Annotated in this window: 19 protein-coding genes, 1 tRNA gene and 1 riboswitch; of the genes, 16 read left to right on the top strand and 4 right to left on the bottom strand. The window is 59.4% G+C overall.

All coding sequences use genetic code 11. The features are described from left to right. Positions 1–88 precede the first annotated feature (88 nt). From AC1ROR_RS04600 to AC1ROR_RS04590, 3 genes are all read right to left on the bottom strand, one after another. A complete protein-coding gene (locus AC1ROR_RS04600) occupies positions 89–349 on the bottom strand; it encodes a hypothetical protein (protein WP_035217258.1) in 261 nt (86 codons plus the stop codon). An 83-nt stretch (positions 350–432) separates the two neighbouring features. Further along, positions 433–1,926, bottom strand: a complete 1,494-nt coding sequence (locus AC1ROR_RS04595) for a D-alanyl-D-alanine carboxypeptidase (RefSeq protein WP_051795842.1) — start codon at positions 1,924–1,926, stop codon at positions 433–435. Between the two features lie 139 nt (positions 1,927–2,065). Next, the gene (locus AC1ROR_RS04590) at positions 2,066–2,785 is read right to left on the bottom strand and encodes a hypothetical protein (protein ID WP_498588709.1); all 720 of its coding nucleotides are present in this window, start codon (positions 2,783–2,785) and stop codon (positions 2,066–2,068) included. A 138-nt stretch (positions 2,786–2,923) separates the two neighbouring features. Here AC1ROR_RS04590 and AC1ROR_RS04585 point away from each other — a divergent pair, with 138 nt between their 5' ends. The 4 genes from AC1ROR_RS04585 (at position 2,924) to AC1ROR_RS04570 (ending at position 4,159) form a co-directional block, all read left to right on the top strand. Continuing rightward, on the top strand, positions 2,924–3,187 hold the full coding sequence (locus AC1ROR_RS04585) for a hypothetical protein (RefSeq protein ID WP_035217273.1): 264 nt from the start codon (positions 2,924–2,926) through the stop codon (positions 3,185–3,187). Positions 3,188–3,202: 15 nt separating this feature from the next. Further along, a complete protein-coding gene (locus tag AC1ROR_RS04580) occupies positions 3,203–3,430 on the top strand; it encodes a hypothetical protein (protein WP_498588708.1) in 228 nt (75 codons plus the stop codon). Between the two features lie 398 nt (positions 3,431–3,828). After that, a complete protein-coding gene (locus tag AC1ROR_RS04575; RefSeq protein WP_167377430.1) occupies positions 3,829–3,981 on the top strand; it encodes a hypothetical protein in 153 nt (50 codons plus the stop codon). 88 nt (positions 3,982–4,069) lie between these two features. Then, positions 4,070–4,159: transfer RNA gene (locus tag AC1ROR_RS04570), tRNA-Ser, on the top strand. 131 nt (positions 4,160–4,290) lie between these two features. Here the strand turns inward: AC1ROR_RS04570 and AC1ROR_RS04565 are convergent. Next, positions 4,291–4,629 (bottom strand): hypothetical protein, encoded by a 339-nt coding sequence (locus AC1ROR_RS04565; protein WP_035217275.1) that lies wholly within the window; start codon positions 4,627–4,629, stop codon positions 4,291–4,293. A 321-nt stretch (positions 4,630–4,950) separates the two neighbouring features. Between AC1ROR_RS04565 and AC1ROR_RS04560 the strand changes: the two genes are divergently transcribed. The 12 genes from AC1ROR_RS04560 (at position 4,951) to AC1ROR_RS04505 (ending at position 18,728) form a co-directional block, all read left to right on the top strand. Next, the gene (locus tag AC1ROR_RS04560; RefSeq protein ID WP_080834437.1) at positions 4,951–6,039 is read left to right on the top strand and encodes a septal ring lytic transglycosylase RlpA family protein; all 1,089 of its coding nucleotides are present in this window, start codon (positions 4,951–4,953) and stop codon (positions 6,037–6,039) included. A gap of 76 nt (positions 6,040–6,115) precedes the next feature. After that, positions 6,116–7,282: a D-alanyl-D-alanine carboxypeptidase family protein gene (locus AC1ROR_RS04555; RefSeq protein ID WP_498588707.1), complete on the top strand. Its 1,167-nt coding sequence runs from the start codon at positions 6,116–6,118 to the stop codon at positions 7,280–7,282. A 130-nt stretch (positions 7,283–7,412) separates the two neighbouring features. After that, positions 7,413–8,093: a dTMP kinase gene (gene tmk, locus AC1ROR_RS04550; protein WP_498589173.1), complete on the top strand. Its 681-nt coding sequence runs from the start codon at positions 7,413–7,415 to the stop codon at positions 8,091–8,093. After that, complete coding sequence (locus tag AC1ROR_RS04545; RefSeq protein WP_498588706.1) at positions 8,086–9,111, top strand: DNA polymerase III subunit delta'; 1,026 nt, start codon at positions 8,086–8,088, stop codon at positions 9,109–9,111. Before tmk ends, AC1ROR_RS04545 begins: the two co-directional genes overlap by 8 nt. 112 nt (positions 9,112–9,223) lie before the next feature. After that, positions 9,224–10,774, top strand: a complete 1,551-nt coding sequence (gene metG, locus AC1ROR_RS04540) for a methionine--tRNA ligase (RefSeq protein WP_498588705.1) — start codon at positions 9,224–9,226, stop codon at positions 10,772–10,774. Between the two features lie 11 nt (positions 10,775–10,785). Continuing rightward, complete coding sequence (locus tag AC1ROR_RS04535) at positions 10,786–11,568, top strand: TatD family hydrolase (RefSeq protein WP_498588704.1); 783 nt, start codon at positions 10,786–10,788, stop codon at positions 11,566–11,568. 2 nt (positions 11,569–11,570) lie between these two features. Continuing rightward, the gene (locus tag AC1ROR_RS04530; RefSeq protein WP_080834427.1) at positions 11,571–12,401 is read left to right on the top strand and encodes an MBL fold metallo-hydrolase; all 831 of its coding nucleotides are present in this window, start codon (positions 11,571–11,573) and stop codon (positions 12,399–12,401) included. 21 nt (positions 12,402–12,422) lie between these two features. Beyond that, positions 12,423–14,204 (top strand): chloride channel protein, encoded by a 1,782-nt coding sequence (locus AC1ROR_RS04525; protein WP_080834425.1) that lies wholly within the window; start codon positions 12,423–12,425, stop codon positions 14,202–14,204. Between the two features lie 253 nt (positions 14,205–14,457). Beyond that, positions 14,458–14,651: riboswitch (cobalamin riboswitch) on the top strand. A 91-nt stretch (positions 14,652–14,742) separates the two neighbouring features. Then, positions 14,743–15,534: a (2Fe-2S) ferredoxin domain-containing protein gene (locus AC1ROR_RS04520; protein WP_498588703.1), complete on the top strand. Its 792-nt coding sequence runs from the start codon at positions 14,743–14,745 to the stop codon at positions 15,532–15,534. A 16-nt stretch (positions 15,535–15,550) separates the two neighbouring features. Further along, positions 15,551–17,047 carry an ABC transporter substrate-binding protein gene (locus AC1ROR_RS04515; RefSeq protein WP_498588702.1) on the top strand — a complete coding sequence of 499 codons (1,497 nt, stop codon included), beginning with the start codon at positions 15,551–15,553 and terminating at the stop codon, positions 17,045–17,047. 5 nt (positions 17,048–17,052) lie between these two features. Beyond that, complete coding sequence (locus AC1ROR_RS04510) at positions 17,053–17,970, top strand: ABC transporter permease (protein ID WP_498588701.1); 918 nt, start codon at positions 17,053–17,055, stop codon at positions 17,968–17,970. Then, positions 17,967–18,728 (top strand): ABC transporter permease, encoded by a 762-nt coding sequence (locus AC1ROR_RS04505; RefSeq protein ID WP_498588700.1) that lies wholly within the window; start codon positions 17,967–17,969, stop codon positions 18,726–18,728. The genes AC1ROR_RS04510 and AC1ROR_RS04505 overlap by 4 nt, the downstream gene beginning before the upstream one ends. Positions 18,729–18,758 lie beyond the last annotated feature (30 nt).

Below are 18,758 nucleotides of genomic sequence, written 5' to 3'. Positions count from 1 at the left end.
GTTTCCCTCTCACTGCCGATAAACAGAAAACCCCGCGTAGCCTGAGCTCCGCGGGGTTTTTATTTGGATATTGTCTGCCAGTCCGGTCTTAGCGAATGCGTATATGGACCGGCGCGCGGCCTGAACGGCGTGCGACATGAAGGTGGATGCTGGCTTCCGGCTGGTTGGCGCGCCAGGCGCGGGCGCCGTGCGACAGAAGCAGGCTGACGAGATCGCGCGTCTTTGCCTTGGAACGGTTGAGACCGAGATCGGCGATACGCATTGCCGCCTCGTGAATGGGATGCAGAACCGACAGACTGCCATGCCCGTTGCCAGACGCAATGTCCGAATAATTCTCGTTGACTGCCATCTTGGAAAGCCTCGCTACACATTACACAATTCGAGGAGACAGGCGATGTTTCGACAATGAACCACCGCCTGCGGAAACGTCTGTTACTGGAGTGACGCCCAGCAGCTGACGCCTTTCTTTTTCAATGCATTGCATGCATTCACCGCAGCGTTCTGGCCATCAAAGCCGCCGAAACGGGCGCGATAAATCTGGGAGCCGTCCTTGCTGAAGGCGACCGTGAAGGGTTTTGCGGAACGAAGGGCGGCGCCACCCTTTTCCTGTGCGTTCTGCAACAGGCCGCGCGCGGAGTTTTCATCCGGCGATGCGCCGATCTGGATCACCCAGCCACCCTGGGCAACCTCTGCCTTTGCGGAGACCGAAGGGGCAGACGATACCGAAGGTGCGGTCGATGCGGTGACGATATTGTCGACCTTGGTCGAGTTGGTAATCAACTTGCGATCGGGTGCGACGGGCGCCTGATTGATGGGATCCTTGCCCTTCTGCCAGGTGGCGGCCTCCATGGCCTTTACGGCTGCATTGGAAGAGGAACCTGCGAAGGCGGTAACCGGCGCTTCTTCGTAACGGGTCTGCGGCACAGGGCCTGAATTGGGCAGGCCGGCTGCAGTTGCGGCAACGGCCACGGAAGGAACGGCTGCCGCCACGGCAACGGGTTCTTCAACCGGCGCGGACCGTGTCTGTGCGATGAGGTTGCTGTTACCGCCACGCGATGCCTGCGGCAGGTAGGTGGCAACAAGCTTGCGCATGGTGGCATCGCGGGCGGCGCTGGAGCGTCCACCAAGAACAACGGCGACGATGGAGCGGCCGTCAAGCTGCGCCGAGGTCGCAAGGTTGCTGCCGGCAGCGCGGGTGTAACCGGTCTTGATACCGTCCACGCCTCTTACGGTTCCAACGAGGCGATTATGGTTGCCGATGACCTGCTTGCCGAAATTGAAGGTACGGGTGGAGAAATAACCGTAATATTGCGGATAATGCTGGCGAAGGGCGATGCCGAGGCGAGCCTGGTCGCGCGCCGTTGTCATCTGCGCCGTATTGGGCAGGCCGTTGGCATTGCGATAGGTCGTACGGGTCATGCCAAGCGCGCGGGCCTTGGCGGTCATCATCCGGGCGAAACGGTCTTCCGAACCGCCGAGATATTCACCGAGTGCGGTTGCCATGTCGTTGGCGGAGCGGGTGACGAGCGCAAGGATCGCCTGCTCGACGGTGATCGAGCCGCCGGCGCGCACACCGAGCTTGGAAGGCGGCTCCTTGGCGGCATTGGCCGAGACGGGCACCTTCGAATCGAGCGAGATACGTCCGGTATTCAGCGCTTCGAATGTCAGATAAAGCGTCATCATCTTTGTCAGCGACGCCGGGTAACGCAGGCCGTCGGGATCCTCGCCGTAGAGAACCTTGCCGGTCTTGGCATCGATGACGATGCCCGCATATTTCGGCTCTGCCTGCGCAGTCCCCACGGATGTTGCGGTTATGAACGCCGCAGCAAGGGTCAACGCAACAAACCTTACAAAAGACGCCGCGCCTACATTGCGCGAAAGTGCCCCGGATAGACTTTTCAACACTGCTGAACTCTTCAATCGCATATTTCTGTTCCGCTCGGACACGCCCCGCCCGAATGCTCCGGGAAGAAACTTTATCGGGATGGCGTTACCAAGTGGTTTATGAAAGGTATCCGGTTTCCATAAAATGCGACTTTTCGCCCGCAATCTGTTCCGTGCCGTGTCACGGATTTCTGTCTTTTACGAGGCGCTGCTCGACATAGGCTTTTATATCCGCGTCCAGCTTTGCCCATTGCGGCAGCAGGGTGGTTGAAAAACGATAGAACAAGCTGAGGTCCTGACCGGCGTGGATATCCCTCTGGCAATCGCTGCCCGTCGCTTCCTGCGGTGTCTGCGGCAGGAGGCAGCGGACCGCATAGTCGTTTTCGCCTTCACGTCGGCCGGTCAATATGACTTCCTTGCCGTAACCGGAATCGGCGCGCAGGCGATGCAGCATCAGGCCGTGCTTCAACGGCACCGGATCTCCTTCCGTCAGCCGGGAATAAATCGGCCTGAAACGGCCTGACATATCCTCCGACATCGTGCTTTGCGACAGCTGGACGTAAATCAGGCCCGCTGACCGTGACGGATCGTCAAAGACAGCGCGATTGGCGTCTTCATATCCCCTGAGCTCTGGCCATGTCAGATAAAGATCGACCCGCTCGCGCTCGCCATCCTGGCGTTCGGACGGCACGCGCAGCGTGTTTTTCGCAAGCGTCAGCCGGTCGTTGCCGATTGAAATCAGCACCTCATCGGTGGCTGTCGTATGGGTCGCCTGGAGAATCCGGTCGCCATACCATTTGATGCCCACATTGAGTGCGGCGACGAGAACGAGAATGATGACGGCGATAATCGCGAAGCGCCGCATCAGGGACGATGAAAGCAGGGGTCTTTCGTTGTGCATGAGCTTCCACATTCGTTCTTGCCATCGGGTGTATTTTCCCGCGTGGAAATAGATGGGCAAAGCTTTAACCTGCGGCGATCGCCATTGAAATGATGTTTTGCCGCTGCTACCTGATGAGATGCAAGCAAAGGACGGCATATGGCAGCGCGTGACAGATATTCCCGGAAGCTCGAATGTTCCAAATGTGGCCATCAGGGGTTTGCCGAGGTGTCGGAATCCGATGAAAAGGGCCGCGCAAACGTCGATTTTCGCGTCGATGAAATGCCGCGCGGTTTTCGGACCGAGCGCGCTTCGGGCGACCCGACGGATTTTATGATCCGCTGCGCACAATGTGGCAACATATTCCGTTTCCTGCAGAAAACTGCCTATGCGCCGGGAGGCGAACCGCGCGTGAAGGCCTGAACGGAAGGTGCCGGCATGACCATACCGCAACAACCGAACGGGACGCCGCAAAGGCGTAAACCGATCTGGCCGTGGATCGTGCTTCTGGTGCTGACGCTGTGCGCCATCTATTCCTATAATCGCGCCAACGACATCATTGCCGAATTGTCCGACACATTGCCTCCGGCGCTGCTGGGCCTTTTCGAGGATATTCTAAGGGGTGGCGGGCGGCACGGTGATGGCGGACCCAGTATCGGCGTCTGACCTGCCGAACCGGCCAGGAGGTGCTTTCTGTGCGCCCAACCTTTCGCCGACGGTCCTAATTTTTAATCGCTATCAAAGAAAAAAGCCCCGCAAAGGAGCGGGGCAGGTTGATCGCTCGGGGAAAGTTGGGCAATGCCCGGGAGCGATATGATTATATAAGCGACAATATTGCTGACGCGATAGGCCACTTCCGTCCCAAACAGTACGCTGGCGCATAAATTTTGCTCAATCGGTGAAGGTAGGCTTTGGGCCGGTATTCGTCGGCCCGACTGCTTTCTCCGTTTGCAGTTGCAAAACGTGCCACGCAAACCGACAATCCACCCGCAGGTTGCCCGATTCTTGATGTTGCCTCGAATTACACATATTCGACCCTAACATAACCGGACATGAGCAGACGCATGGATAAATCCGGAATTCTCTTCGTGGCGCTGTTGCTGGTGCTTGTTGCAATCGTCCTCAGCCTGACGCTTTTCGATTCGAACCAGCAGATCCCTGCTGTTCCCTCGGGCGAGGGGTCTTTGCTGCCGCCGGCGACGACGCCCGGGCAATGATCCTTGGGCTTCCGCCATGAGAAGAGGCTGGCTTTTCCCAGCGGGATTGACGGCCATTTTCAAACCGCTATAAAGCCTCACCACCGAAGGATGGGTGTCCGAGTGGTTTAAGGAACCGGTCTTGAAAACCGGCGTGCGTGAGAGCGTACCGTGGGTTCGAATCCCACCCCATCTGCCATCAAGCTCAAAATTATCATTCGAACGAACGGAGCGCTCGCCGGTCCGTATCACGTGTTTGAGCGACAATACCGTAACGCCACAATAAACGAAGAAGCCCGCCTTTCAGCGGGCTCCAAACGTCATATGCAATCAAATTTCCGGACAACCACGTTCATTGGCGAAGGTGATGCGGTCCGGTCCGCGGCGGGTGAAGCCTTCGACGACAACACGGCCTGGGGTGACGCGCACGACTTCCGGGTCGCGTAGACCGGCTTCGCGGGCGGCGGCGCGGGCTTCGCGTTCGCTACAGCCACGCATGCGGGGTGGGCCGCGGCGGTCCACATCCCGGTCACGATCCCGGATAACGGGGCGAACGCCATCGGGGCCGATCCTCAGCTCCATATCCTGTGCGCCTGCCGGGATGGGCGCGGTGATGGATACCAGGGCTATACCGAGTGCCAGACCCGTAGCTTTTAACGACTTCAACATGTTTCCTCCCTCAGCCGAAAACCGGCGGAAGCTTGGTTGTTTGCGGGGTGGAAACGCGGCGGCACTGCGTTTGTTCCGTCGGCGCGGATGCCGGAAAGCGAGCAGATCAAGGGCAGGTGGCATATTCCACGCCGCCCAAAAAGAGACAAATCATTAACCATGTTCATTACAATTTTATCGATTTTGCAGAAGTCGTTCGCATTTTCGCCACGTTATGCACAAGATTAAGCGACTGTTAGGTGCTTCGATGGCAGGGGCAAAGCAATCGAAGCGGAAGAGGGTGCGGTTCTCCGAGCCTGTAAGCAGCGTGGGGCAGACGATTTGAATTCTACGGTCAAGAAACTCGGCATCAGCACCAGATCGGGTGCGAAGTGGCTTGCAATTTCCGTGCTTTGCGCCGCGACAGCGTCGTGTTCAACCACCTCCGATACCAAGCCCAAGCCAAAGCGCAGCAAGGAATATTTTTCCGAATCCGAATATGGCGTCAAAGCCAGCCCGCGTGTGGCGGACGGAAAAATCATTCCCAAAGGCGGCGGGCGCGAGCTTGTCGGCAATGCCTATACGGTCAAGGGTCGCCGTTATTTTCCGAAAGAAGAGCCGGGTTACAACAAGACCGGCCTTGCTTCCTGGTATGGCTCCGCCTTCCATGGCCGCCTGACGGCGAATGGCGAAGTCTACGACAAGGAACATCTTTCCGCCGCACATCCGACATTTCCCCTGCCGAGCTATGCGCGCATCACCAATATGGAGAACGGCGCTTCGGTTCTGGTGCGCGTCAATGATCGCGGCCCCTTCCATGAGGGCCGCCTGATCGACGTTTCCAGCAAGACGGCCGACCTTCTCGACATGAAGGCGACCGGTACGGCGAATGTGCGGGTGCAATATGCCGGCCGTGCACCGCTTGACGGTCACGACATGCCTTATCTGATGGCGTCCTATATTCCGAAGGGCTCACGTTCGCCGGGTGTTGCGCCGGAAGGGCAGATCGCAACCGGCGTCATGGTGGCTTCGGCTTCTCCGAATTTCGTGCCGGCTCCAACATCAAACCCCAATTACGGCGCTTCCACGCAGACGGCGCTGGTGGGGTCCAAGAAGAATGCAGCGCTGCAGGCCATGCCGCTGGTCAATGGCCCGGCGCCGGTCTTCGAACAATTTGCGATTTTGCCGGAAATCGGTCCGTTCCTGGCCGAGCGCCCGGAAGGCAATTTCATGCGTGAGCCGGCGGCACCCGGCGGCAATTATCTGCGCGTGCCGACGCCGTCCTCCAAATATGCAGCCGCTTATTCCGAGGAATCTGCTACGGTCTCCAGAACGTCGCGTGCGTTTGACAGCGTGCTCGTCGATCGTGGAACGCTGAATGAGGATTCCATACTCGCCCATGTGAAGCGTCAGCAGGCGAAGACGCGCTGACCAATTGAAAAATTTATGGCTGACTTGCGTTTTCGTCGCGAGCGGCGGGTTGCGGCAGGGAAAGCTGGGCGGTTTCATGCGCAAGGCCATACATCGTTCTATTATTTCGTTCGCCGGGGCGGCGGCATTTGCGTTTCTCGGCGGCAATCCGGCGCAGTCGCAAACGGCGCCCTTCATCGCCAAGGCCGAGCAGGCCTATATGATCGATGCCGAGACCGGCACGGTGCTTCTTTCCCAGAATGAGAACCAGTCCTTTCCGCCCGCCTCGCTTGCCAAGCTGATGACGGTGGAGGTGGTTCTGGATGCGCTGTCGAAAGGGCAGGTGACGCCCGAGACGCCTTATCCCGTATCGGAATATGCCTGGCGCACGGGTGGTGCGCCATCGCGAACCTCGACCATGTTCGCGGCGCTGAAATCCGCCGTCAGCATCAATGATCTCCTGACCGGGATTATCGTGCAGAACGCCAATGACGGCTGCATCATCATCGCCGAGGGCATGGCGGGTTCCGACCCGGCGTTTGCCAAGCGCATGACGGTGCGGGCGGGCGAACTTGGCATGAACCGCAGCACCTTTGCCAATTCGACAGGACTGCCCGATCCGGGCAACCAGACGAGTGCGAAGGACATGGTCCGTCTCGCCCAGCATCTGCACGATACCTATCCGGATCGCTACGGGCTTTTCACCCGGCCGGATTTCGAATGGAACCGGATTTTCCAGCGCAACAAGAATACGCTTCTGGGTAACGGCATAGACGGTCTCGGACTTGGTTTTGCCGAAGGTAGCGGTTTTGCGGCCGTGGTTTCCGCGGAGCGTGAAGGGCGCCGGGTCTATCTGGCGCTTGCCGGCATCGTCGACGACAAGACACGGCAGGAAGAGGCCAGGCGGGTGGTGGACTGGGGGCTGACGGCCTTCGAGAAACGCCACCTTTTTGCCAGGGACGAGGCGGTTGGTTCCGTCAGCGTCTATGGCGGCAATGTTTCGCATATCGATCTTTCGCCGAGAGAAGACGTCAGCGTGCTGGTGCCGGTCAATAATCCCGAGCGTATTTCCGGGCGGATCGTTTATCGCTGGCCACTCAACGCGCCGCTCGACAGCGGCGCGAATGTCGCAACGCTCAAGGTTTTTTCAGGCGAACGGCTGCTGCGGGAAGTGCCGCTTTATACGAAGGCTGCCGTGGGCAAGGGCACGCTGACCCAGAATGCGACAGGCGCGCTCAAGGAATTGCTGCTGTTCTGGCTCTGACGCCTTTTGCGCAGATGACAGCTTTCTCCATGCTTTTGTTCAGTCAGCGGATTTTCGCAAAAGCGCTTCACACTTTTCGGTTCGATGCTGTAAACAGGCATTTCGAATTTTGAGAAATCCCCTGCAGGAAATGACATTGGCCGAAAAGACCGGATTGTTCATCAGCTTCGAAGGCGGCGAGGGCGCCGGCAAGTCGACGCAGATTCGCACGCTTGCCGAGGCGCTTCGCGGCCGTGGTTTCGAGGTGGTCGTGACGCGTGAGCCGGGCGGCTCGCCGGGTGCGGAGGCCGTTCGGCATGTTCTCCTCTCAGGTGCGGCCGAATCCTTTGGGGTGCGCATGGAAGCCATCCTGTTTGCGGCGGCGCGCAACGATCATGTCGAGGAAGTCATTCGCCCGGCACTGGAGAAGGGCGCAATCGTTCTCTGCGACCGGTTCCTCGATTCTTCCCGCGTCTATCAGGGCACGACCGGCAATCTGGAGCCAGATTTCATCGAAACGCTGCAACGGGTCGCGATCGACGGCGTTGTGCCGGAACTGACGCTGATCTTCGATATCGCCGCCGAAAAGGGCCTTGCCCGCGCCAGAAAACGCGCAGATGAGGGCGCCACGCCGGATCGGTTCGAAAAAGAGGAAATCGAGACGCACGAGAAGCGGCGGGAGGCCTATCTGGATATCGCGCTTGCCGAGCCGCGGCGCTGCCGGATCGTCAATGCCGATCAGCCGGAGGAAAAGGTCACGGAGGACGTCATGTCCTTTGTCGAGCCGTTACTCGAGCGGCTGAAGACTGCGGCGGGCGCGGAGCATGAGTGACGTTCAGGGCGTTCTCGACGGCGCAATAGCGCCGCAGCAGAACACGAAGCTTTTCGGTCATGCCGAAGCGGAGGCGTTTCTTGCGCAGTCCTATCGCTCCGGCAAAGGGCATCATGCCATTCTGATCGAAGGGCCGGAGGGTATCGGCAAGGCGACGCTCGCCTTCCGTTTCGCCAATCATGTGCTCAGCCATCCCGATCCGTCGCTGGCGCCGGATTTCCTTGCCGATCCCGATCCTCAATCGCTGGTCAGTCGGCAGATTACCGCCGGCGCCTCGCACAATCTGCTGCACCTCACCCGTCCCGTGGACGAAAAAACCGGCCGTGTGAAATCCGCCACCACTGTGGACGAGGTGCGGCGGGCAGGGCACTTCTTTTCCCAGACATCCGGCACCGGCAACTGGCGTATCGTCATCATCGATCCCGCCGACGATCTCAACCGCAATGCTGCAAATGCGATCCTGAAAATACTGGAAGAGCCGCCCAAGCGTGCGATGTTCCTTGTCCTGTCACATGCACCGGGAAAATTGCTGCCGACCATCCGTTCGCGCTGCATGCCGCTGAGGCTCCTGCCGCTTTCCGATGCTGCCATGGTGCAATCCCTCGATCATCTCGGCATCAGCCCATCCGGCGAAAAGCGCGACGCCCTGCTTGCCGCCTCAAAGGGCAGTGTGGCGCAGGCGTTGAAGCTGATGAATTACGGCGGCTCCGACATTGTCGAGGCCTTTGCGGAAGTCATGGCGGCTGAAGGGCCCGGCGCGCGCAAGCAGATGCACAAGCTTGCCGAGGTTCTGGCACAGAAGGATGGCGACATCGTTCTCGGCTTCTTCATGGAGCATGTGACGGAAGAGTTGATGGAGCGCGCACGGGCGGCGGCGATGGCGGGCGATATCGCTGCGGCGGAAAAACACGCGCGGCTTTCCTCGACACTCTCGGAACGGATTACCGTGGCGCAGGCCTATAATCTCGACAAGAAGCAGATGGTGCTTTCCATTCTGGAGGATATTCGTTCGGTTTAAGCGCCGCGGCCAGGATTCATACCCGAAATGGGGAAGTTGTTGTTTCGCTGCTGCGAACAATGGTTTAAGAGCGGTCTATCCAAAAAACAGCCTGTAAAGTCGATAGACCGTCATGACAGACAAGACACCATTCTACATCACCACCGCGATCTCCTATCCCAATGGCAAGCCGCATATCGGCCATGCCTATGAACTGATCGCGACGGACGCCATGGCACGCTTTCAGCGCCTGGATGGAATGGATGTGTTCTTCCTGACCGGCACCGACGAACACGGCCAGAAGATGCAGCAGACGGCGCGGGCGGAAGGCATTTCGCCCGAAGAACTGGCGCAGCGCAACTCCGACCAGTTTCGCGAGATGGGCAAGTTGCTCAACGCCTCGAACGACGATTTCATCCGCACCACGGAGGAGCGTCACCACGAGACCTCGCGCAATATCTGGAACCTGATGGCCGATAGCGGCGACATCTACAAGGATAGCTATGCCGGCTGGTATTCCGTGCGCGACGAGGCCTATTACGGCGAGGACGAGACGGAAGTGCGCGCCGACGGCGTTCGTTACGGGCCGCAGGGCACGCCCGTCGAGTGGGTAGAAGAGGCAAGTTATTTCTTCAAGCTCTCCGAATATCAGGAGAAGCTGCTGAAGCTCTACGAGGATAACCCGGATTTCATTGGTCCGGCGGAACGGCGCAATGAAATCATCTCTTTCGTCAAATCCGGCCTCAAGGACCTGTCGATTTCCCGCACCACCTTCGATTGGGGTATCAAGGTTCCGAACGACCCGAAGCACGTCATGTATGTCTGGGTCGATGCGCTGACCAACTACATCACCGCGACCGGTTACATTGAGGACAAGAACGGCCCGCGCGCAAAATACTGGCCAGCCGATGTGCATATCATCGGCAAGGACATCATCCGTTTCCACGCGGTCTACTGGCCGGCTTTCCTGATGAGCGCGAAGCTGCCGCTGCCCAAGCGCGTCTATGCGCACGGCTTCCTGCTCAACAAGGGCGAGAAGATGTCGAAGTCGCTCGGCAACGTCGTTGATCCGGTCAATCTAGTCAACCATTTCGGTCTCGATCAGGTCCGCTATTTCTTCCTGCGCGAAGTCTCTTTCGGCCAGGACGGCAGCTATAGCGAAGAGGGCATTGCCACCCGCATCAATGCCGATCTTGCCAACGGTATCGGCAATCTCGCCAGCCGTTCGCTGTCGATGATCGTCAAGAATTGCGACGGCCAGATTCCGACGCCCGGCGAGTTCACCGATGAAGACAAGGCGATGCTTACCTCCGCCGACGGGCTGCTTGAGATTTGCCGCGAGGAGATGGGCAAGCAACTCATCCACCGTGCGCTTGCGGCCATCATTGCCGTGGTGTCCGAAACCGACCGCTATTTCGCGTCGCAGGAGCCGTGGGCGCTGAAGAAGACCGATCCCGAGCGCATGGGCACCGTGCTTTACGTTACGGCGGAAGTCGTGCGCCAGATTGGCATTCTCTTGCAGCCCTTCATGCCGGAATCCTGCGAGAAGCTGCTCGATCTCGTTGCTGCCCCTGCCGATAAACGTGATTTTGCAGCGCTCGGCGGAGCGGGACGTCTGGTTCCGGGCACGCCGCTTGAGGCACCGAAGCCGGTCTTCCCGCGTTACGTCGCTCCGGAAGCGTGAAGGCGACGACCATGCTGATCGATACCCATTGCCATCTGGATTTTCCCGATTTCGAGGCTGAGCGCGACGATATCGTCGCCCGCGCCCACGCTTCGGGCGTGAGCCAGATGGTGACGATCTCGACGCGGGTACGCCGTCTGCCCGAGCTTTTGAAGATCACGGAGAAATATCCGTCGGTCTTCTGCTCGGTCGGTACGCATCCCAACAGCGCCGCCGAGGAGCTGGATATTTCCGCCGACGATCTGGTGCGGCTGGCGGAAAGCCATGACAAGATCGTGGCGATCGGCGAGGCGGGTCTGGATTATTTCTACGACACGCAGAAGCCAGAGGACCAGAAGACCGGTCTCCTTCGCCATATCGAGGCGGCAAGACGGACGATGCTGCCGCTCGTCATTCACAGCCGCAGCGCCGATGACGATATGGCCGCGATTTTGCGCGAGGAAAGCGACAACGGTGCCTTCCCGTTCATCCTGCACTGCTTTTCCGCCGGCCCGGAGCTGGCGAAGACCGGTGTCGAGCTTGGCGGTTATGTGTCCTTTTCCGGCATTCTGACTTTCCCTAAATCGCAGGACATCCGCGATATTGCCGCCACCGTGCCGCTGGACCGGCTGCTGGTGGAAACGGACGCGCCCTATCTTGCGCCGAAGCGCTGGCGGGGAAAGCGCAACGAGCCGTCCTATGTCGTCAACACGGCGGAGGTTCTGGCCGAGGTGCATGGCATTTCCTTCGAGCGGATGGCTGACATCACCACCGAGAATGCCTTTCGCTGCTTTTCGAAGATGACAAGGGTGTAGGCGTGGCAATATACCGTCGCCGCTTCACGGTTCTCGGATGCGCGTCGTCGCCCGGCGTGCCGCGCATCAACGGCGACTGGGGCGCCTGCGACCCTGAAAACCCCAGGAATCGGCGCACGCGCACGGCCTTCATGGTGGAGCAGATCGGACCCGATGGCGGCAAAACGACGGTCGTCATCGATACCGGCCCGGATTTTCGCGAACAGATGATCGCCGCGAAGGTAGAGGCGGTCGATGCGGTGCTTTATACCCATGCCCATGCCGACCATCTGCACGGCATCGACGATCTGCGCATCTATTTCGCCATTCAGCAAAACCGCATTCCGATCTATGCCGATCCCGTCACCATGGCGCGCATCTGGGACGGGTTCGCCTATTGCCTGGAAACACCGCCGGGCAGCAGCTATCCGCCCATCGTCGAACCGCGGATCATCGCCGATATCGATGCGCCCTTGATCGTCGAGGGGGCAGGTGGGCCGATACCTTTCAACGTGCATATGCAGCAGCATGGCGACGTGCATTCGCTCGGCTTCCGCATCGGCGATATCGCCTATTGCACCGATGTCAGCGATTTTCCGACTGAGACCCTGCCAAAACTCGCCGGTCTCGATATTCTCGTCATCGACGCGCTGCAGCACCGCTATCATCCCAGCCATCTTTCGCTGGAACAGGCGCTCGGCTGGATCGAAAGATTTGCCCCCAAAAGGGCGATCTTGACCCATATGCATATTCCGCTCGATTATGACACGGTGATGCGTGAAACGCCTGATCATGTTGAACCGGCTTACGATCAGATGCGTTTCGAAGTCGAGATCGAGATTGAAGCGCCCTAGTACCGCCTGAAAAGGAACAGCATGTCGACCCGGCCTTTCCGTGCACCCAGTATGGCGAGCTTTTTCGACAATCTGCGCGCCAGCCGCCTGCGGGCGATGTTCCGGCGCGGCGAACTGGGGCTGGTGGCTCTTTCCGTTCTCATCGGCATCGCAGCGGGGTTACTGGTGGCGCTGATCGGCGCCCTGAGCACCGCGCTGCATGTGCTGGTCTTCGGTGTCGAGCGGCTGAGCAGCAGCGATCTGTCCGGGTGGATCGTGCTTGTGGGGCCAATCATCGGCGGCATCGTGCTCGGCCTCATCATTTTCATTCTGTCAAAGACCCGCAAGAAACCCATGGTCGACCCGATCGAGGCGAATGCGCTGCATGGCGGCCGCCTGTCGCTCACGGACAGCATCATCGTCTGCGTGCAGAACATTGTGTCCAACGGTTTCGGCGCGTCCGTGGGGCTTGAGGCCGGTTATACGCAGATTGCCAGCGGTGTCGCCTCCAAGATCGGCATCAAGCTGAAGCTGCGGCGAGGGGACATGCGAATCCTCGTCGGCTGCGGTGCAGCGGGGGCGATAGCGGCGGCCTTCAACGCACCTTTGACCGGGGCATTCTACGCCATCGAACTCATCATCGGCACCTATACGGTCGTGACGCTTGCCCCGCTCATCGTCTCGGCGCTGGTGGCGACGACCGTCATAGGGGTTATAGGCGGCCATGGCCTCTCAATCGATATCGTCGATGCCAGCCGCGTGACGCCCGCCGACTACGTACCCGCCATCTTTCTTGGCGTCGTATGCGCGGCGATTGGCATCGCGCTCATGCAAACAGTGTCCTTCATCGAGGAGACTGCGCGCAAAAGTGCTATTCCAGGCTGGCTTCGTCCAGCCATTGGCGGCGTGGCTGTGGGCGCCCTTGCGTTGATATCACCGCAGGTGCTTTCGAGCGGACATGGGGCGCTGCATCTCAACATCGATGCCGAACTGACGATCTACGGGCTGGCGGGGCTGTTTCTGCTGAAAGCGGCGGCCAGCGCCGTTTCCATCGGTTCGAATTTCCGCGGTGGCCTGTTCTTCGCCTCGTTGTTCATGGGATCGCTGCTCGGCAAGATTTTCGCGCTCTGCGCCCCCTATATCGGTTATGGGGCGACAGCGCCCATCGTCTATGCCGTGATCGGCATGAGCGCCTTTGCCGCCGCCATCATCGGCGGTCCGCTGACGATGACGTTTCTGGCGCTGGAACTGACCGGAGACTTCCAGATCACGGCTCTGGTGCTTGCCGCCGTCATCACCACCTCGCTCGTGGTGCGCACGACCTTCGGTTACTCCTTCGCCACCTGGCGCTTTCACCTCAGAGGCGAAAGCATTCGCAGCGCCCATGACATTGGCTGGATCCGCGACCTGACCGTGGGCAAGATGATGCGCGCCGATATTCGCAAGGCCAATGTCAGCATGGGGCTTCCGGCCTTCAAGGAGAAGTTTCCACTGGGTTCGACGCAGCGTGTGATCATGACGCATGATGACGGGCGCTATGCCGGCATCGTCCTCGTGCCGGAAATCTACGCCGACCCGATGGATCGCGACCCGAGCAAGATCAGCCTCGAAACCTATCTGCACTACAAGAATGACGTGCTGCTGCCGACGATGAATGCGCGGCAGGCGGCAGCCGCTTTCGATGCCACGGAAAGCGAAGCGCTGGTTGTCGTCAACGACAAGATAGAAAACCGCCCGGTTGGCCTGCTGACGGAGAGCCACACGCTCAGGCGCTACAGTGAAGAGCTTGAATTGCGACGCCGCGAGGCCTCCGGTGAATTATAAATTACTTTATGTTTTTTGTTTTAAGTATTGATATAATTATATATTTTATTGATTATATCTTCCGTTTTATTTTTGGTTTCCGCGCAGTGACGGCTGTGGGTGAGCCAATTCGGTACCACATCGTAAAACATGGGGTTGACCAGCAAATAAAACTGCGTTTATGTAACTTTATAACGTAACAATCGATTGGACGAAGGAGACTTGCGTAGCGTGTTCACTTGCGGCGCAGGCGGTTGACAGCGGCCTGCGGCAGTGTAGGTTCGCTCCGTCATGGTTCTTCCGTCACCCGGTGGAAGCTAAGAGGGAATCCGGTGAAGACCCGGAGCTGTCCCGCAACTGTAAGCGGTGAGCCAATCGCCCACGATGTCACTGGCAGAAATGCCGGGAAGACGGGTGAGGTGGCTTTGACCCGCAAGCCAGGAGACCTGCCTGACATATTGTAATTCCGTGGTCGGGGGGTGCCATGGGAATGATGGCTGTTTCCGGCATTGATGCCGGAGGCCCGTCATTTTCGTCGCCGCCTCGTGAATGAGGCATTGTGACAACCGAGATCCAACCAACCTATCGAGAGCCCTCTCAGCCCGACGCCGTGCTGCTTGTCGCCAAATCGGCTTTCGCGGCGGCGCCGCATCAGGACATGCAGCGTCTTGCGGCGCTGGCGGGGCAGCTGTGCGGCGCGAGAACCGTTCGCATCGCATTCACCGAGCAGGGCACGCCGTCCTTGCGCGAAGCGCTCGGCGCGCTCATCGATGAGGGTTTCGGCAATCTCCTTCTCGTGCCGCTCATGTTGCCATTGGAGCCGAGCTTTCAAAACTGGCTGACCAAGACCCTGAAACGATGGCGGGCAGCGGACCCACGCCCCTGGCCCTCGCTGTCGATAACTGCGAGCCCGACCGCAAGCAGCCTGATGACGCTTCTTATCGAAGACCTTGCCGAAACGGCGAAGGAACTCGATCTTTCACCGTCGGTGCGCCCGGCAGGCGAGGGGTCGCTGGTGCCTGCGCAAAAGCGCCGTGTGCTCGTCTGTCAGGGTGCCCCGTGCAATTCAGCCGGTGCGGACGCCATCTGGGGGCATCTGCGCAACCAGCAGGAACGGCTGAAACTCAGGGTCACGGGCGACGGCACCATGACGGCCAAATCGACCTGTCTCGGCCCCTGTAACCTTGCGCCGGTCATGCAGGTCTTTCCTGAGGGTACCTATTATGGCGGCGTCACCGAAGAGGCCGTCGATCGTATCGTTGCCGAACACCTGCTTGGTGGTCGTATCGTCGAGGACTTCGCCTATCACCCGACCGGCCGCAAACAGCGGCTGCGCAATCTTTCCGAATAGCATGAGAGGAAACAAAATGCCGATAAAGAGCTTTTCGCGTCTGGCAGCAGCCGGGCTCGCGGCTTTCATCACAGGCGTGGCGGCCGATGCGCTTGCCACCGAACCCTTGCGCGTCGGCGCCACCTACATCACAAGTGGCCTTGATCCCGCAAAGGGCTCCAATGGCTGGGCTCTTGTCAGTCATGGAGTGGGCCAGAACCTCTTTACCGTCGACAAAGAGGGCCGGCTTGTGCCGGACCTTGCCGAGAAAGCGGAACGTACCGGCGATTTGACCTGGACAGTGACGCTGAAACCGGACCGGACCTTCTCCGATGGTTCTGCCGTAACGGCAGCAGCCCTTGCGGCCGGATTTGAGCATACTTTCGCAACCAACAAGGCGGCGCTTGCGACAGGTGGAAAGCTTGGCTTCAAGGCAGTCGATGCACTGACGCTCGATATCACGACGGAGAAACCGGTGTCCTTCCTGCAGGCGCTATTTGCGGAGTGGCCGCTCGTCGCCTATACGCCGGCCGCCGATGGAAGCGCTCTCTTCACCGGGCCGTATCAGATTGCGGATTTCAAGGCAGATACATCGCTGAAACTCGCGCCGAATGCCAATTTCGCCGATGCGGCTTCCCGCTCCCCGGTCGATTTCCGCAGGTTCGGTGACGCGCAAAGCATGACACTTGCGCTGGAGGCTGGCGAATTGGACCTCGCCTTCGGACTGCCCTCGGAAGTCGTGAAACGGCTGGAAACCAATCCGGCCCTGACGATCAAGTCCTTCCCGGTCGGTTATCAATATCTCGCCTTCCTCAATACGAAGCGGCCGATTACCACCGACATCAAAGTGCGGGAGGCGCTGGACCTGACTTTCGATCGCAAGGAGCTGGCTGCCGCGATCAATGGCGGTGAGCCGGCCACCGGCGCTTATGCCGCCTATTTCCCCTTCGCTGGAAAGCAGCCGCGGCCGACCGACATCAAGAAGGCCGAAGCGCTTCTTGATGACGCCGGATGGGTCAAGGACGGGGCAGGGAACCGCACAAAGGACGGCTTGCCGTTGCGGCTTCTCGCCATCACCTATCCGCAGCGCCCGGACCTTGTTACCATGCTGCCTGTCGTGAAGGCGCAGCTTGCCAGGGTCGGTATCGCGCTTGACACCAAGGTCGTGGAAAACATTCAGGATGTGGCGGCCGCGGGCGAATTCGATATCGCGCTCTGGGCGCAGCACACCGCGCCCAACGGCGATCCGGCCTTTTTCCTCAATTCGATGCTGCGCAGCGGTGCTTCGCTCAACTATTCGAAATATTCCTCTGCGGAATTCGATGCGATCCTCGACCGCTTCGCTACGGCGGGTGGGGCCGGCGAACGGGCCGCGATTGCCCTTGATGCCCAGGCAAAATTGTTCACTGACGTTCCGGCTTCCTTTCTGGTCTCGCCGGTCTGGTATGTGGGCCTTTCGAAGCGGCTTCAGAATTATGAACCCTGGGGTTCGGACTATTATGTCCTTCGCGCCGATATCGGCGAGACCAGGTAGTTCTGATGCAATTGTTCCGGTTCGGCATGCGTTCGGCTTTGGCAATGCTTGCGCTTTCGCTTGCATCCTTCACGCTTATTGCCCTTATGCCCGCCGATCCCGTGCAAATCGCCATCAGGGTATGGAACCTGACGGCAACGAGTGAAACCGTCGCCGCGCTGAGGGAAGAATGGGGCCTCGATCGGCCCCTTCTTCTGCGTTATCTGCAATGGCTTGCGGATTTCGTCACCGGTGACTGGGGGCGGTCCTTCCGCACCGGTGAACCCGTTTTCGCGGAGTTTAGCGAGCGTCTTCCGGTTTCGCTCATGCTCGGCCTTGCGGGCATGCTCCTCGCCATCGCCGTCGCAGTGCCGATCGGATTTTTCGCAGCGGCACGGCCAGGTGGAGTTACCGACCGCGCAAGCCGCGCATTTTCAGTCTTCGTTCAGGCCGTTCCAGGTTTCTGGCTCGGGCTGGTTCTGCTCTGGGTTCTCGGTGTCCAGCTGCGATGGATACGTCCTTTCGCGACCGACGCCACCGCGATCGTGCTGCCCGTCATGCTGATAGCCTCGCATTCAACCGCCGTCTTTGCGCGCGTCTATCGGCGAGACATGATGGAAACCATGCGGCAGCCCTATTTCCGCACCGCTCTCGCCAAGGGGCTTTCGCGCCGGCAGGCTCTCTGGCGTCACGCGCATCGCGGTGCTTTTTATGCGCTGCTTTCAGCGGTTCGCTCGGAGGCTGGCTGGGTGATCGGTTCGACCGCAACCATGGAAATTCTCTTCAATCTTCCGGGTCTCAGCCAGTTTCTCGTGCAGAGCATTGCGGTTCGCGACCAGATGGTCTTGCAGGCCTATGTCATGGTCATTGCGCTGTGGCTGCTCCTCATGAACCTGATCGTTCAGATACTTCAACGTTTTCTCGATCCGCGGCTTGGGCGATGATCCGGTATTCCGCACTTGCCGTATTGCTTCTTTTCCTGCTCCTGAGCACCTTCTGGCAGCCCTATGATCCGGATGCGGTGGATATTCTTGCCCGTCATTCGGGCATGACAGCGAGCCACCTGCTGGGAACCGATCACCTCGGCCGCGATCTTCTGTCCCGCATCATGGCGGGCGGGTGGCGCACGGCGCTGGTGGTTTTTTCGGTTGGCTTCATTGCATTTACCGGCGGGACATTGCTCGGAACAGCGGCTGCCGTACTGGGTGGCTGGAAGGAGCGCGCATTGCTGCGCTGCTGCGAATTCTTCATCACCGTCCCGACGCTGATCATCGCGCTCACGACAGCGGCGGTTTTCGGTCTGACGCCCATGACGGCGGGACTGGCGCTTGGCCTTGCCGGCATTGGGCCGACGGCCCTGTTTGCCCATTCCCTCAGCCAGCGCGTGCTTGGACAAACCTTTGTTCATGCGGCGGAGGCCCTGGGTGTGCCGCCGTTCCGGATGATCATCCGCCATCTTTTGCCGAACATTCTGCCGCTGATGGTGACCCATACCGGCAACCAGGCGGGTTTTGCGGTCACCGCCTATGCCTCGCTCGCCTTTATCGGCCTTGGCGCGGATCCATCAAAGCCGGACTGGGGCTCCATGCTCTTCGAATATCGCGTTTTTATCTTCGACCATCCGAGCCTGATGATCTGGCCGGGTGTTGCGATTGCCATGACGGTCGGAACGCTCAATGCGCTGTTCGACACCGCTGACTGACATTTCGCCAAGGTGGAAACAACGTGCAAT

It is taken from the genome of Agrobacterium sp. GW821-FHT14E08 (assembly GCF_058803865.1).
This window is presented reverse-complemented; position numbering and strand designations above follow the sequence as displayed.

Coding starts and splice junctions, on each gene's coding strand:
- AC1ROR_RS04505 (WP_498588700.1), top strand. CDS start 17,967: ATGATCCGGTATTCCGCACTTGCCGTATTGCTTCTTTTCCTGCTCCTG.
- AC1ROR_RS04510 (WP_498588701.1), top strand. CDS start 17,053: ATGCAATTGTTCCGGTTCGGCATGCGTTCGGCTTTGGCAATGCTTGCG.
- AC1ROR_RS04555 (WP_498588707.1), top strand. CDS start 6,116: ATGCGCAAGGCCATACATCGTTCTATTATTTCGTTCGCCGGGGCGGCG.
- AC1ROR_RS04545 (WP_498588706.1), top strand. CDS start 8,086: ATGAGTGACGTTCAGGGCGTTCTCGACGGCGCAATAGCGCCGCAGCAG.
- AC1ROR_RS04590 (WP_498588709.1), bottom strand. CDS start 2,785: ATGCACAACGAAAGACCCCTGCTTTCATCGTCCCTGATGCGGCGCTTC.
- AC1ROR_RS04575 (WP_167377430.1), top strand. CDS start 3,829: ATGGATAAATCCGGAATTCTCTTCGTGGCGCTGTTGCTGGTGCTTGTT.
- AC1ROR_RS04600 (WP_035217258.1), bottom strand. CDS start 349: ATGGCAGTCAACGAGAATTATTCGGACATTGCGTCTGGCAACGGGCAT.
- tmk (WP_498589173.1), top strand. CDS start 7,413: ATGACATTGGCCGAAAAGACCGGATTGTTCATCAGCTTCGAAGGCGGC.
- AC1ROR_RS04565 (WP_035217275.1), bottom strand. CDS start 4,629: ATGTTGAAGTCGTTAAAAGCTACGGGTCTGGCACTCGGTATAGCCCTG.
- AC1ROR_RS04585 (WP_035217273.1), top strand. CDS start 2,924: ATGGCAGCGCGTGACAGATATTCCCGGAAGCTCGAATGTTCCAAATGT.
- metG (WP_498588705.1), top strand. CDS start 9,224: ATGACAGACAAGACACCATTCTACATCACCACCGCGATCTCCTATCCC.
- AC1ROR_RS04595 (WP_051795842.1), bottom strand. CDS start 1,926: ATGCGATTGAAGAGTTCAGCAGTGTTGAAAAGTCTATCCGGGGCACTT.
- AC1ROR_RS04525 (WP_080834425.1), top strand. CDS start 12,423: ATGTCGACCCGGCCTTTCCGTGCACCCAGTATGGCGAGCTTTTTCGAC.
- AC1ROR_RS04515 (WP_498588702.1), top strand. CDS start 15,551: ATGCCGATAAAGAGCTTTTCGCGTCTGGCAGCAGCCGGGCTCGCGGCT.
- AC1ROR_RS04535 (WP_498588704.1), top strand. CDS start 10,786: ATGCTGATCGATACCCATTGCCATCTGGATTTTCCCGATTTCGAGGCT.
- AC1ROR_RS04580 (WP_498588708.1), top strand. CDS start 3,203: ATGACCATACCGCAACAACCGAACGGGACGCCGCAAAGGCGTAAACCG.